Source organism: Pseudoalteromonas sp. KS88, assembly GCF_004766475.1.
GTDB lineage: Bacteria > Pseudomonadota > Gammaproteobacteria > Enterobacterales > Alteromonadaceae > Pseudoalteromonas.
In genome coordinates, this window is the sequence record NZ_PYHV01000005.1 from 26,070 (window position 1) to 39,958 (window position 13,889).

The 13,889-nt window shown below is 37.0% G+C and carries 12 protein-coding genes; 10 read left to right on the forward strand and 2 right to left on the reverse strand.

Annotated features, from left to right (window positions below; all coding sequences use genetic code 11):
* The first annotated feature begins 777 nt into the window (after window positions 1–777).
* The 8 genes from C7Y70_RS02500 to C7Y70_RS02535 all read left to right on the forward strand — a co-directional run bounded on the left by C7Y70_RS02500 (window position 778) and on the right by C7Y70_RS02535 (window position 7,487).
* Window positions 778–1,887: an arginase family protein gene (locus C7Y70_RS02500; protein WP_099292709.1), complete on the forward strand. Its 1,110-nt coding sequence runs from the start codon at window positions 778–780 to the stop codon at window positions 1,885–1,887.
* A gap of 120 nt (window positions 1,888–2,007) precedes the next feature.
* Window positions 2,008–2,700 (forward strand): transporter substrate-binding domain-containing protein, encoded by a 693-nt coding sequence (locus tag C7Y70_RS02505; protein WP_099292707.1) that lies wholly within the window; start codon window positions 2,008–2,010, stop codon window positions 2,698–2,700.
* A 112-nt stretch (window positions 2,701–2,812) separates the two neighbouring features.
* A complete protein-coding gene (locus tag C7Y70_RS02510; RefSeq protein WP_099292705.1) occupies window positions 2,813–4,099 on the forward strand; it encodes a hemolysin family protein in 1,287 nt (428 codons plus the stop codon).
* Window positions 4,100–4,423: 324 nt separating this feature from the next.
* On the forward strand, window positions 4,424–4,774 hold the full coding sequence (locus C7Y70_RS02515) for a hypothetical protein (protein WP_135473255.1): 351 nt from the start codon (window positions 4,424–4,426) through the stop codon (window positions 4,772–4,774).
* 119 nt (window positions 4,775–4,893) lie between these two features.
* Window positions 4,894–5,217 (forward strand): hypothetical protein, encoded by a 324-nt coding sequence (locus C7Y70_RS02520; protein WP_135473256.1) that lies wholly within the window; start codon window positions 4,894–4,896, stop codon window positions 5,215–5,217.
* A 102-nt stretch (window positions 5,218–5,319) separates the two neighbouring features.
* On the forward strand, window positions 5,320–5,850 hold the full coding sequence (locus C7Y70_RS02525) for a hypothetical protein (protein ID WP_135473257.1): 531 nt from the start codon (window positions 5,320–5,322) through the stop codon (window positions 5,848–5,850).
* 114 nt (window positions 5,851–5,964) lie between these two features.
* Window positions 5,965–6,459 (forward strand): ATP-binding protein, encoded by a 495-nt coding sequence (locus tag C7Y70_RS02530; protein ID WP_135473258.1) that lies wholly within the window; start codon window positions 5,965–5,967, stop codon window positions 6,457–6,459.
* A gap of 335 nt (window positions 6,460–6,794) precedes the next feature.
* The gene (locus C7Y70_RS02535; RefSeq protein ID WP_099296635.1) at window positions 6,795–7,487 is read left to right on the forward strand and encodes a hypothetical protein; all 693 of its coding nucleotides are present in this window, start codon (window positions 6,795–6,797) and stop codon (window positions 7,485–7,487) included.
* Between the two features lie 150 nt (window positions 7,488–7,637).
* Here C7Y70_RS02535 and C7Y70_RS02540 read toward each other — a convergent pair whose 3' ends face one another.
* The gene (locus C7Y70_RS02540) at window positions 7,638–8,822 is read right to left on the reverse strand and encodes an MFS transporter (protein ID WP_135473305.1); all 1,185 of its coding nucleotides are present in this window, start codon (window positions 8,820–8,822) and stop codon (window positions 7,638–7,640) included.
* Between the two features lie 149 nt (window positions 8,823–8,971).
* Here C7Y70_RS02540 and C7Y70_RS02545 point away from each other — a divergent pair, with 149 nt between their 5' ends.
* Window positions 8,972–9,859, forward strand: a complete 888-nt coding sequence (locus C7Y70_RS02545; RefSeq protein WP_210114651.1) for a LysR family transcriptional regulator — start codon at window positions 8,972–8,974, stop codon at window positions 9,857–9,859.
* Between the two features lie 102 nt (window positions 9,860–9,961).
* On the opposite strand, the gene C7Y70_RS02550 is transcribed toward C7Y70_RS02545, so the two are convergent.
* The gene (locus tag C7Y70_RS02550) at window positions 9,962–12,250 is read right to left on the reverse strand and encodes a winged helix-turn-helix domain-containing protein (RefSeq protein ID WP_167850783.1); all 2,289 of its coding nucleotides are present in this window, start codon (window positions 12,248–12,250) and stop codon (window positions 9,962–9,964) included.
* A gap of 301 nt (window positions 12,251–12,551) precedes the next feature.
* Between C7Y70_RS02550 and C7Y70_RS02555 the strand changes: the two genes are divergently transcribed.
* Entirely contained in the window at window positions 12,552–13,739 is a 1,188-nt protein-coding gene (locus tag C7Y70_RS02555; protein ID WP_135473261.1) for a serine hydrolase, read from the forward strand.
* The last annotated feature ends 150 nt before the right edge of the window (window positions 13,740–13,889 follow it).

Sequence of the window (13,889 nt, forward strand, 5' to 3'; positions counted from 1 at the left end):
ACTTTTTATAATTAACGCTTAACAACGCTAAATTTATAAGGAATTGTTGTCAATCTATCATCATTACGATTAAGAGTAGCGAAGTACAGGACGGATGTCCGTTTATATTCAAACAATACCTAGGTTTAAGTTTCAGTTAGCATTAAAAGCGTTTTAAGCAAGGCATTGATTGCAAGTAATAATGATTCTAATGTTAAAATCAATAACGCAGCATCAATGCAAAACAGGCGCTGCCCTTTGGGTTCTGCCTAGGGGCGGTTTACTCTTTGTTGCCTACATGGACAGTTGTAAGGGGCGTGAGCAGGACGCGCAAGCTTTGCTCGGTTTTGACTTAGCCCACTAGGCTACAAACCTCGCGCCGCGATTAAATCGCCGCTAGCTTGAACAAATGTTAATCCTCAAAGATAAACAGGCCCTAGACGCCTTTAACACTTTTTACACGTGAAATCTTTTTTAAAATCAGCCTATATCTACTTTTATTCATTCTCTATGAATATTCAATCACCTAGAAATATGACTGCGATAGTACAAAGGTTGACTTGTCTAAACAGACACTATATCACTCACCTAATGTACTTTATTTGAATTTATGCGTTGCATGGTAATAATGTTTAAGTGATTGGTATTAAATATAATTTTGATATTTCACGGTATGATAATGCGATTAGTTTAACAACATTAAACAGCAGAAATCCGTGATATTAAAATTTTATTAAACTTATTTGCAACAACGCTTTTTTGCATAACTAAGCAAAATTACACAATTAAGGAATCGAAATGAGCACACAATGGCAAACATTCAAAAGTAAAGTTGAACACTGTTTATGCCCTCCTGGCGATGGTGTTTTTACGGTTAATACAGCCAAAGAACGTAAAGCTGCGTTACGTAATAAGCTTTACGGTCAAGAAGATAACGTTGAGCCATTATGGCGTGACTCTTTAGATACACTTGCTGATAGCCCACACAAAGCAGTTATGCTTGGCATTAGCTCTGACTGTGGTGGTGGTATTTTACGCGGCGCAAATTGGGGACCATTGTTTTTACGTTCAACCTTGATTGACCAACAACCACAGGCTAAATCATTTGATTTAGGTGATGTACGCGTAATTCCTCATTTACTACACGATAAATATTTAAATGAAGCGACCATCAGTAATTGCCAAAAGGCGTTGTATGATAATCCTAACAGTGATTACTATGTTAGCCCTTTATCTATAACAGAAGATGTGTGTGATAGCTTTTATGCCACGTTTACAGATAAAGGTATTTTTGGCATTGGTGGCGATCACTCAATTAGTTATCCTTTAACTAAAGCGTACTTAAAGGCAAAACGTGAGCAAGGTAAACGTACTGCTATCATTCATTTTGATGCGCATACGGACTTACTTGTTGAGCGTTTAGGCATTGATTTGTGTTTTGGTTCGTGGTGTACGCATATTTTAGAGTTTTTACCTGCGCCAAAGAACTTGGTTCAGTTTGGTATTCGCTCAAGCGGTAAACCTAAAGAGCACTGGGAGTCAACGTTTGGAATTAAGCAACACTGGGCCCACGAAATTATTGAGCGTGGAGCACACGATGTTGCTCAGGAAGTAATAGCACAACTCAAAGCAGATAATGTTGATGAGCTTTATGTAAGCTTTGATATTGATGCATTGGATGAAGAGTTTGCATCTGCTACTGGCACACCAGAAGGTAATGGGTTAACGCCACAACATGCACTTGATATATTGTCTGCGCTTGCAGACGAGTTCCCAATTACAGGCGCTGATATGATGGAAATTGCACCATTCACTGACAGTTCTTTAGTGGGTCAATCAAGCTCAGAAACAACGCTGAGAGAAGGTGCTAAAATCTCAGCATTTTTAATTAATGCAATGAACCGCTAATTTATATAGATCAAAACAGGCTTTATAGCCTGTTTTCTATTCACTTATCAGTTAATAGACGCTATATTTAATTAATCATCTACAAATAACGATGAAATAATTAAGCATAGTGGGGTAGTAGTGAATAAATGGATCTATTTATTATGTGTTTTTTTTAGTTCACTGTGTTTTGCTAAGCTAACGGTAGTAACTGAAAATTTCCCACCAGCGCAATACCTCGACCACAATAACCAGTTAACCGGGCATGTGTACGAAAGAGTTCGTAAAGTGCTCGATAACTCCTCGCTTGACTACAACATTACAGTTCACAGCTGGAGTACCGCTTATAATACTGCGATTCGCGATCCGCAAACCTGCATATTTTCTATTTCACGCTCCAAACGCCGAGAAGACAAGCTCGTTTGGATTGCTAAACTGTCAGACTTAAACACTTATCTTTATTCATTAAACTCTAAAGCTATTACGCTAGATAATTTAGAACAAGCAAAGCAATACCGTATTGCTGTTCTCAAAGACAATTACAGTCATCATTACTTGTTATCACAGGGCTTTGAAGTGGGCAAAAACCTCTTGTTGATCGATAGTTTTGACAATATTTTTAACATTATCCGTAGCCGAAAGAACAGCATTGACTTAGTTATCCTGCCAGAACAACGTGTAGAATACGAGCACAGTAGAAGCGGCATAAAAGATGACTTAAAAGCGGTGCTAAAGCTTCAAGTTACGCAACCTGCACTTTATTTCGCTTGCCACAAACAGCTCGATGCTGCCACTAAAGAAGAATTAACCCGCGTCTTTTCAGAATCTAATTAAATAACTGTTTTTTAGTGATTTTTTATAATATGAAATTGTATTGCTCTGTGCTCAAAAGAGCCTATAATTCAGCTGCTTTTATTAATGAAAGTATATTTTATTGAGGTAATAAATGGGTGATTTAATCGGGATTGGTTTGTTGATCTTGATCAGTGCGTTGTTTGCTATGTCAGAAATTGCAATAGCAGCGTCACGCAAAATAAAATTAAGGGTTATGGCCGATGAAGGAAATGCTAACGCAGCAGCGGTATTAAAACTGCAAGAGCAACCAGGTGCCTTTTTTGCCATGATTCAAATTGCACTCAATGCGATTGCAATTCTTGGCGGAATAGTAGGTGAACAAGCGTTATCTCCTTATGTTGAACGTGTTTTAGTCATGGTTTACCAAGGCCCATTGTTAGCTCAAATTAGCTTTATTATTTCGTTTTTTACGATCACTTCTTTGTTCATTTTATTTGCGGACTTAATGCCAAAACGCCTCGCGATGATAATGCCAGAGGCCGTAGCAGTTAGGCTTGTTACACTCATGCGCTGGGTTACATTTGCGTTGACACCGCTGGTGATGTTTTTCAATGGACTGACAAACGTTATTTTAAAGCTGTTTAAGGTGCCTGCAGAGCGTGAAGATATTGTTACCACTGAAGATATAGTAGCAATGATGGATGCCGGTGCTGAATATGGCAGTTTACAACAACAAGAATATAACTTAATTGGTAATGTGTTTGATCTTGAAGCGCGTTTTTTATCCAGTGTAATGACACCACGCGATCAAATAGTTTATTTTGATATTGAAGAGGCCAGTGCAGACATTGCCAGCAAGATTATTGATCACCCGCATAATCACTTTTTAGTGTGCAACGGTAATTTAGATAAATTAATAGGGTCTGTAGAGTCTAAAGATATACTGCGCCAAGTACTCAAAGGCGAAGCGGCGCATATCAACGACGAACTATTAGAAAAAGAGACTTTTTATTTGCCAGAAACACTGAGCCTGTCTGAAGCATTAAACGCATTTAAAGGTGCTGCAAAACCATTTGCAGTTGTAGTGAATGAGTATGCACTGGTGGTTGGTATTGTGACCGTTAAAGACTTAATGAAAGGGTTTATGGGCGATTTAATAACTCACACAGGTGATGAGTTAATTATTGCGCGTGACGAAAGCTCGTGGTTGGTAGATGGCTTAACTCCTGTGGTTGAGTTGGCTAAAGTACTTGAAATTGATGAGTTTCCAGAACAAATGCACTATGAAACCGTTGCTGGTTTTCTAATTTACTCAATGAAGCGCATTCCAAAACGAGCAGAGTTTATTAACTTCGCTGGCTTTAAATTTGAAGTCGTGGACGTAGAGGGTATAAGAGTAGAGCAATTACTGGTCTCAAAAACACCTTCAGTGATATAAATTAAGGTGTAGTAGATTACACCTGTCTTACAGTTTGGATGAAAGGGTTAGGGTCTCATTTGGCAGGCAGCTTTGAGTGATACCGGACACTGAAAAAGTTAAATTTATTCTTACTTTTTTGAGTCGGAGCCTAACTTTGTCCGATAACATTATTAACCGCCACTTTGGAGCATAATAACGAACTTTGAATTCATGCTATTTTAATTACTTGTTTACAAAAGTAATTATTGGTGAAATTATCAGGCTATGTAATATACGCCGTTTTGGTGTTATAAACCACCAAAATGGTGTCCAATAAGTTGTTATGTGCCCATGAGATAATTGATGAACCTGCTTGTAAAAATAACTGCTGCTATTTTGTTTCTTGTAATAGCTTCTTATTATCTTTATTTCTATATTACACCTAGTGTTACTGTAATAAATAAATCTGATTACGTTATAACAAGGGTAAATGTTACCTTGCCTGAGAGTAATTTAAATTTTGGTTCTATTGAACTTGAGCAAGCAAATACCATTCACTATTCACTCTCACAACATGATGGTAGTTATAAGTATTCATTTAATATAGGCGGTAAATTAATAGCAGGGGCTTGTGGTTATTTAACAAACAATGAACTTAACAAACGGTTTGTAATTACTGTTAATAATAAAAGTCTGGTAGATTGTAGCCAATAGGCACATAACAAGGGTTTTCAAGTCGGACTCGTAACAGTTTGCTCGGTTCCACTTCGTTTCACATTTTAGCAAACTATGACTCGCCGCTTAAAACGGCGTTATGTGGTTTTTGGAGAATTATGGATAGTTGTGAAATTAACGTAGAAAGAGATAGTGTTTGTATGGGAGATGATTTCGATGCGCCACACTCTTACAATTTTAAACTCTCGTTAAATGCTTCTATTGATGATGTCTTTGCTCACTTAAAAAGTGAGCATTACTTACCAAGTGTGGCTGGTAATAATCATTCTTGGGATGCAATAATTGACGGGAAGTCTATTGCTATTTTTAATGGTAACAAACAAAGCTCGGAAGCATCTATATATCTATCTTCAAAGGTCTCTGAGTTTACAGTAAACGGTATTGTGAGAATGTCTTTCCAATACAATAGTGCCACCACATAACAAGGCGTTTAAACAGAACAAAAACAGTGGTTTACGTTTCGCTACACATTATAACCCACAATTTTTGTCCGCTTAACGCGGCGTTATATTGCAAGGAAGAGTATGAAGCTAGCATCTAGATTTATGCCAGAATATAAACCGCAAAAAGGAAGTAATATAGCGCTCTTCATTGCTGCATGTTTATTTCTTGCTGTACTTTATTACTCCCCAACTTCCCTTGCTGTACTTGGCGGTATTGGCATTTTAGCTTTTGTCTGGAGTTATTTTGAACAACCCAAAATAGATGCTTATTTTGCTAAATTACTGGAAGAACGCAAGGGGTTGTCAATTTGCAATTTTGCTAGAGAATTTAACGCTCGCGAAGTAGATACTTGGATTATTCGCGCTACATATGAAGAAGTTCAAAAAGCTATGTGTACCGAACAGCCAATACCTTTGAAAAGTGAGGATCACTTATTCGAAACACTGAAACTACACGAAGATGACTTAGATTTAGACTTGATTGAAATAATATCTCAACGTACAGGGCGTAGCCTAGAGCAATATGAGAATAATCCATATTGTGGCAAAGTAACAACGGTTCGTAATTTAGTTCTCTTTTTTAATTGCCAACCTGAGTCAAATGCAATATAACAAGCTAATAAATAAGGATAAAAAACAGTTTGATGTTTTCGTTCCTCACATTTTAGCAAACAATTTTTTGCCCATTCTTAGGGCGTTATGCATTATTCAGAGGTTGTACATTATATGGCAAGATTAATTTTAGTTTGTGGGCCTACAGGAGTTGGCAAAACAACTTACTCTCTATCACTCGCTAAAAAAATAGAGGCAATAAAATTCTCTATTGACCCTTGGATGCAAACACTATTTTCAAAAGATATGACAAGTCTCGATTTCGAATGGATGATGGAAAGAGTTAATCGATGCTCAGAACAAATTTGGCAGGTTAGTGAACAGATTTTGGCAATTAATGGAAACGTGATATTGGATCTTGGGTTCACTACCAAAGAGCAAAGGGATATCTTTGTTAATCGAGCAAAACTGGTTGGACTAGATCCTGAAATACATTATTTGGACGCTTCTACAGATATTCGAAAACAGCGTGTTGAGAAACGAAATACCGAAAAAGATCCGGCAGTTTATGCTTTTGAAGTAACTGACATGATGTTTAACTTTATGGAACCAAGATTTGAGGTTCCAGATGAAAATGAGCTCAAAAATGGGCGTAAAATTAATGCATAACAAGGACAATAACAAATAACAAATAACAAAAATAACAAATAACAAAGACACCCATCATAAAGTTTGTAATTTATTTGCTCAATTAAAGTGACTGTCTACTTTATTTGGTCTAGTTTTTTTGGTTCCAAAAAGCAGAAGTTGCCGAGAAGACCCAAACCATCACTCTAATGCTATTGATTTCGCACAGGCTGTTTGGCAGTCACATTTGACCTTGCACAAAACATTGTCGACACTTTCAACCTATTACACCTAAGATAACACTTATAAAGTAGGTATAACTACATATTGTCGACAATATGTGATTTAATAGCCTCACTTAAATATTGGAGGTGACTATGAGTGTTTATGATTTTTTTGGAACTGTTAATACTGTTTTTATTTTTGTCAGTTTGTATGGTGTTTTGTCGCAAGTAAGAACTATTTGGCGTAGGAAGAAAGAAGAGGTAGGCACTGGTTCTACAGAGTTGTTATCTATTAATCAATTTATTGTCAGTTACTTAGCGTACTTCTCGTTTTTTATTTATGGTTACTCTATAGAGCCTTTTAATCATTACATAGTGTGGCCTCGTTTGATCGCAACAATACTGGTAGGCGTTATTTTGTATGAAATATGGCTTGATAGAAAAACAAATGCGTCTACTTACGCTGTTTTAATTGCTTTAGTTTCTTTAACGTTAGGAATGGCGGGGCTGTTTTATGGTGATACATTTGTTGACGAAGGACGTTATGTGTCGACAACTATCATTCTCGTCATATCGCTTTTAATAGCGCAAGGTTATTATCATCAAATAAAGTTAATTATCAAATCTGGTGCTACAGGTGCAGTCGATTTAAAAATGAGTCAATTTATTTTTATGATGGATATTTCAACTATCGCCTTTGCTTTGAGTATGGGAATTGAAAACGGTTGGCCATTAATGGTTCTTGCTATAACGAGTGGAATAACAAAAATAATCATAATGTATTTGTTCAAATGGGTTAAGTTAAGCCCTGTGGCTATAGAGCGTAGAAAAGAATACAACAGTTAATATGATAAATAATATGATTTATTTTCCACCTGCAATGTCAATGAACTAAAGACGAATTTCGCCAATGAGCGAGAAGCAGGCTTACTTTACTCATTAAGCCTGCTTTAAAATACACTTGTTGTTTACCCAGACGGAAAGCCTATATGGGGTTCAATCTTTCACTAAGTTTAAGCTTGCGTCCTTTCTATCAAGCATTCCGCTATAACGTGTTAATACAAGCGCAACTAAAACAACCACTGCGCCTGCCCAAGGTGTATTCATCAAGCCATGCTCAGCAACAATATTACCCCCTCCCCATGCACCTATTGCAATACCAATATTAAAAGCTGCGATATTTAAACCTGATGCAACATCTACGGCGTGTGGTGTGTGTTTTTCGGCTAACTTAACTACGTATACTTGTAAACCGGGTACATTTCCAAAGGCAAAGGCTCCCCAAACCAAAATAGTAAGCACGGCGGTAGTCGGGTTGTAAGCTGTATAGCCCAACATAAATAATATGCCTGCAAGACCTGCGAAAATAATTGTTAAAGCTTTAATAGGGCCATAGTTATCGGCCATTTTACCGCCCCAGATATTGCCCAAAGCAACTGACACACCATAAACTAAAAGTATCAAGGCTACAGAGCTTGAATCAAAACCACTTACTTCATTGAGGATAGGCGCTAAGTAAGTAAATGCGATAAAAGTTCCACCGTAACCAATAGCCGTAATTGCATAAACTAATAGTAATCGAGGGTGAGTTAAGACTTTTAACTGAGCTGTAATATTTGTTGGCTCAGCTTGTTTTAAATTACTCGGTACTAAAATGGCACTGCCAATCATAGCCAGTAAACCTAAAATTGATACGGTTAAAAAAGTTGCTTCCCAGCCAAAAACTTGACCAATATAAGTGCCCAGAGGAACCCCTGTAATTAAAGCGACAGTTAATCCTGTAAACATAATGGCTATAGCGCTTGCGCCTTTTTCTTTAGATACTAAACCTGTCGCAATGGTCGATCCTATTGAAAAGAATACACCATGTGCTAATCCAGTTAAAATTCTGGCTATTATCAATGCCTCAAAACTCGGTGCTTGCCATGCCACTAAATTGCCAATAACAAATAAGCCCATAACAGATAGCAATACATGTTTTCTGTTCCACCTACTGGTTAGCGCTGTTATCACCGGTGCGCCAATGGCCACACCTAAAGCATATAGACTGACCAGTAAGCCTGCTGAAGGTATTGATACATTAAGGTCTTGTGCCATTGTTGGAAGTAGTCCAACAATCACGAATTCTGTTGTTCCTATGGCAAAAGCGCTTAGCGCTAATGCTATCAATGCAAGTGGCATCATGATCTCCAAATAAGTATATGTAATAGATATAAAGTAATGCGCGAAATTAAATCGCTTACTTTATTTGTTGACGGCATTATTAACTGATAAACTTTTGTGATAAATAGTGCTATTTACAAAATACTTTTGTAATAAATGAGGTTAATTTGAGTTTAAAAACAAGATCTGACGACTTAGAACTTTTATTAGCCGTTATTGAATTTGGTGGTTTCTCTGCTGCCGCAGATGCACTTAATATTCAGGTGGCGCGTATTTCTCGCTCAGTGACCAAAATTGAAAAAGCCCTTAACACAGCCATTTTAATTAGAACGACTAGGCGAGTGATGCTAACTGATGAAGGTAAAAAGTTTATCGATGCGGTTACTTTAGGCTTAAAACAAATTCAAAATGCGGAATCTTCCCTTATTGTTAAAGGAAAAGTGCTTCAAGGTAAATTACGTGTCGACGCTGTGAGTCCTTTTATATTTCACCAATTAACACCTCATATTAATGCATTCACTAAGGCTTATCCTGAAATAGAGATTGAACTGAACTCTAACGAGGGAATTGTTGATTTAATTGAAAAACGAACTGATGTTGCGATAAGAATTGGAAAATTAGAAGATTCAACTTTACATGCTAGGGCATTAGGAAAAAGCCCGCTTTTTGTAGTCGCATCACCTAAATATATTGCACAAAATGGTTTACCAAAAACGCCCGATGAACTTAAAAACCATAAGTTAATTGGTTTTTCAAACATTAAGTCACTCAATCAATGGCCTGTAAAAGGCTTAAATAACGTAAACCCTGACATGACAGCGAGCAATGGAGAAACCATTCGGCAACTAGCTTTATCTGGAAGCGGTATCACTTGTTTATCTGGTTTTATGGTTAATTCAGATATTGCAGAAGGTCGACTAATATCACTTCTTGAGCCATATAGGTTAATGGGTTCTGATCGTGAATTGGTAAATGCTGTTTACTATAAATCCTCACCGGTTGCTGAGAGAGTTAAAGCATTTATTGATTTTATTAGACCGAGATTAACATTGTAATGATTGATATTTGTGACGGCTATTGGCGCTTTTCGAAGTTCAGCTATGTGCTTGTACTAATAACAGAGACTTTACTTCAAATCAAACCTATAAAATAAAGCTTTAAATTTTCAGGTCTTTTAGTTTCAAACTAACTCGTTTCGCTAATTTTCTTGTGCGTTGTTGATGCTCCTGCAATACAGTATTGAATTCAGCTTGATGCTGTATAGGCTTCAATAAATGATCGTCTTGCAAAGTCCACCATTCTCGATCAAAGGTTTCAAGCCAGCCATGATTTAACGCTTTACGCAAATGCTTTATAGTTTTAGCAGGGTTATGCAACTGAGCGTTTACTTGAGCTAACGCCATATCTGCCTGTGCTTTGTCATGAACCTTATTTAAAAGAAGAAATTGCTCCACATTATTTAATACAACATTGGCGTACTCTTGTTCATTTAACTTCAATAAGGTTGCGCCATAGAGCAGCAACGCTAAATAATTGTCACTTGTCACTTCAATTACGCCGGCATTACGCCAATCAGCATAAAGGTTTAACAATGAAGTTTGGGCTTGCTCATACATAGCAGCTCTATATTGCGCAATAGCTAAACTGTATTTGTACTTATAGCTATTTGGTTGAGTGTCACTTAGTTGTTCTAATAGAGAAACTGCGTTAATTGGCTCACCTTTGAGGCCGTAATCTATTAGCTTGAGAGAGTTTTTAAAATGTTCGTGTTTTGATGTCATGCGAGCCAATATTTTATTGGCTTCTTCATCCTGCCCAATACTTAAGTACGAAAATATAACCTGCTCACAATATTCGTCACTAGAGCAATATTCAAGCTGCTCGCTATTGCTTAAGTGCCATTGAGCGATGGCATTAATTGCGCTTGGCGTATTGCGAAATATATGGGTGGATTCAACAATGTTTGGATCTCGCTCCGGTTCCAAAATTATAGCTCTACGATACAGATTTTGCGCTGTATCTAACTTTCCTCTAATTGCTAAATATCGGCTATATATACTTTTTAATGATGCTGAAAGAGGGTTTAAATCAATGGCATGCTCCATATGTTTTATGACTAACGCTTCTTTTCCCATCTGGTTTAGTAGTGAGCTATACCAATGGTGTGTTGTTGCATTGTCTTCAAGCGCTAAGGAACGTTCGAACTTTTTTTGTGCTTCATTTAAGATAGTTAAAGGGGCTTCGGAGTAACTTGCATTAAGAGTCAATAGCACCCCTTTAGCTGCAAGCGCCGTCGGTGAGTTTGGCTCTAAAGCTAATGCTTGCTCTATATGAGGAAGTCCTTTATTAACCGATTTTTTCGCACTCCAATTCGCGTAATAATGAAATTGGCTGTAAGTGATGGCCAATCCAACGTGTGCGTTCACGTAATCAGGCTCTAATTCGAGACTATGTTTAAAATAAGTCTCTGCTTTTGTTAGTGAGGTTGGCGTTCTTTGCCGCCAGTGATATTGACCCATTAAAAACCATTCGTATGCTTGGCTGTCTACTTTCTTTTTGGTCACGATTTGGGCTTGTGAACTTGGTTGAATAGTCAGCCTAATTTCACGGCTTATTTTATCCTGCAAACTGAATAAATTTGATTTTTTACTGTCAAAACTCTTTGCCCAAAGCAATCGTCCATCAAACGTGCTAATTATTTGTACATTTACTCTTACTTGATCCGCTGATTTTTGGACGCTACCGTCTAATAAAGCTTCTACCTTAAGGGCGCTACCAATTATGGATGGATCCTTATTTCCTCTGAAGTTGAAAGAAGATTCACGAGAAATTACCTTTAAAGGTTTTGATTGAGAAAGCTGGTTAATGATTGCGTCAGAAAGTCCCTCTGTAAAATGTACATTGTCTTCATTATCATTTAGGTCATCAAAGGGTAATACAGCAATTGAGCTAATAGCTACATAATCATCATTCTCAGGTTCTTGATATACTCGAAAGAAAATAACGATAATGATGACGGCAATTAACAGCAATAAGAGCGAACTTTCTATAAAATTAGGTTTACGATAGTTCGTTTGTAAATTAAGCGTATTTGAGGGCGCTTCTGATGGTTGCGTGTTTTCTACTAGCGGTTTTACGGCTGCAACTAAACAATAGCCAACATTAGGTATCGTTTTGATAAATGTTGGTTGGCGGGCATTGTCTCCTAATGCTTTTCTAATTTTACTGATCGCTACAGATAATATCTCTTCATTGACAATACTCTCTTGCCAAACATGCTCAATAATTTGTCCTTTGGTTACAGTTTTCCCATCATTATGAATGAGAAATAAAAGCACTTGCATACTCTTATTATCAATTGACTTTTGTTCGTTATTGTCTTGAAACGTATTGGTGATTGGACAGACAAACCATCGTCCTAATTGATATTTTTGACTGTTTTGCAAAGACATATCCGAAAAGTAATTTTTCTGAAGTGTATTATAACTGAACAATGCTGATTAACCTTTACTTTTTATCGTATGCAAACAACGCCTTATCTTATTTTGCTATAAAAACATAAAGCCTAATAAATTCATGTGCTTAACGATTTATTTTAGAACATTTAATATGATTTAAGTTGGGTAAGGTGCAGTTCAAATGTACTTTGTGTGTACTTTATTTGCGTTTTGGTAACGAGTTTTGTGAAATTAAACATCAGTTTTAAAACGCAAACATATTTTCGATATTATAATTATAGGAATTAACATGTTCGCAAATTATCGATTCAAATTACTCATTGCATTACTTCTACTTATTTCGTTTGCGGGCTTTTCAAAAGCCACTGAGCTTAAAGCACCAAGAGCCTCAGCCGAAGAGGTTAAAATAGACTTTTGGGACATGGCTCCACTAGAAAAGGCCTTTATCAATATTGCACCAGAAAAGTTAGCAGACAATATAAAAGTAGGAAAACTGGGTATTGATGGAGGTAACAAAACTCCTATATTAAAGTTAGCTAAAGCGTTAGCTGAAAGTAAGTATGGGAAATATGACAGTTTACTTATTAGCTACAAAGATAAACTATTGTTTGAGTCTTATTATAAGCGTGGACGAATCGATTTACCTCATTTCCAGTTCTCTGCCACTAAAGGGCATACTAGTTTAGTTTTAGCTAGAGCCATTCAATTAGGTTATATCACAATGGCTGACTTGAATAAGCCTTTGATGAGTTTTTTTAAAGAACTAGATACCAATAAGTTGGCAGAGGGTGCAGAAAAAGTCACTTTACATCACGTGCTTTCAATGAATTCTGGCCTTAGGTTCACTGATGAACAACTTAAAGACTTTAGAGAAAACCGTGATAAATATTCCGGCGTTGCTGAAGTGCAAGCTTTCTTGGAGTTCACCAAGCCAATAACTAAAGAGTCTCAGGTTTACAAATACCAAGCACCCGATCCCATTTTAGTAATGCACGTTTTGAACGCGGTTGTGCCAAGAACAGCTAAAGACTTTATTGAGAAAGAGTTCTTAAACAAAATGGGGATATTTAACTATGAGTGGAAGCTAGGCCCTAAAGCACTTCCAAAGGCAGAAAGTGGCCTGAGTTTAACCCCTCGTGACATGCTCAAAATAGGAAAAATGATTATCAATAAAGGGCGGTGGAAAAATGAGCAGCTTATATCAGAAAACTATTTAATGGCTGCATTTAAAGCAGTTACCAAGCCAACTCAAAGTTGGGTCCCAGCGAGTTTTAATTATGGCTATTTATGGTACCAGACCGACATCGCTTTAAATAATAAAAACTACAACGTTAATTTTGCTTGGGGAGCGGGTGGAAACCGAATCATTGTAGTTAATGAGCTTGATTTAGTGATAACCGTAACCGGTCATGACGAAGAAGATGTCGTTTTTGAGCCGCTAGTTAAAGCAATATTGCCTGCATTTATTAAAAGCTAATACTAAATGGCAGACAACTAAGTAGATGTGTAGTTGCCTGCTATCAATTGTCAGATAGAAACCAGATCAATATCAGGCTTTACTTTTGATTCATATTTCCTTTCTTTGTAAAAGTGATAATAGATAGCTTTTAAGTTGGGTAAACCTGAC

Excerpts from the sequence above, each read along its gene's own strand:
- C7Y70_RS02500 (WP_099292709.1), top strand. The coding sequence starts at position 778 with ATGAGCACACAATGGCAAACATTCAAAAGTAAAGTTGAACACTGTTTA.
- C7Y70_RS02510 (WP_099292705.1), top strand. The coding sequence starts at position 2,813 with ATGGGTGATTTAATCGGGATTGGTTTGTTGATCTTGATCAGTGCGTTG.
- C7Y70_RS02515 (WP_135473255.1), top strand. The coding sequence starts at position 4,424 with ATGAACCTGCTTGTAAAAATAACTGCTGCTATTTTGTTTCTTGTAATA.
- C7Y70_RS02520 (WP_135473256.1), top strand. The coding sequence starts at position 4,894 with ATGGATAGTTGTGAAATTAACGTAGAAAGAGATAGTGTTTGTATGGGA.
- C7Y70_RS02525 (WP_135473257.1), top strand. The coding sequence starts at position 5,320 with ATGAAGCTAGCATCTAGATTTATGCCAGAATATAAACCGCAAAAAGGA.
- C7Y70_RS02530 (WP_135473258.1), top strand. The coding sequence starts at position 5,965 with ATGGCAAGATTAATTTTAGTTTGTGGGCCTACAGGAGTTGGCAAAACA.
- C7Y70_RS02535 (WP_099296635.1), top strand. The coding sequence starts at position 6,795 with ATGAGTGTTTATGATTTTTTTGGAACTGTTAATACTGTTTTTATTTTT.
- C7Y70_RS02540 (WP_135473305.1), bottom strand. The coding sequence starts at position 8,822 with ATGCCACTTGCATTGATAGCATTAGCGCTAAGCGCTTTTGCCATAGGA.
- C7Y70_RS02555 (WP_135473261.1), top strand. The coding sequence starts at position 12,552 with ATGTTCGCAAATTATCGATTCAAATTACTCATTGCATTACTTCTACTT.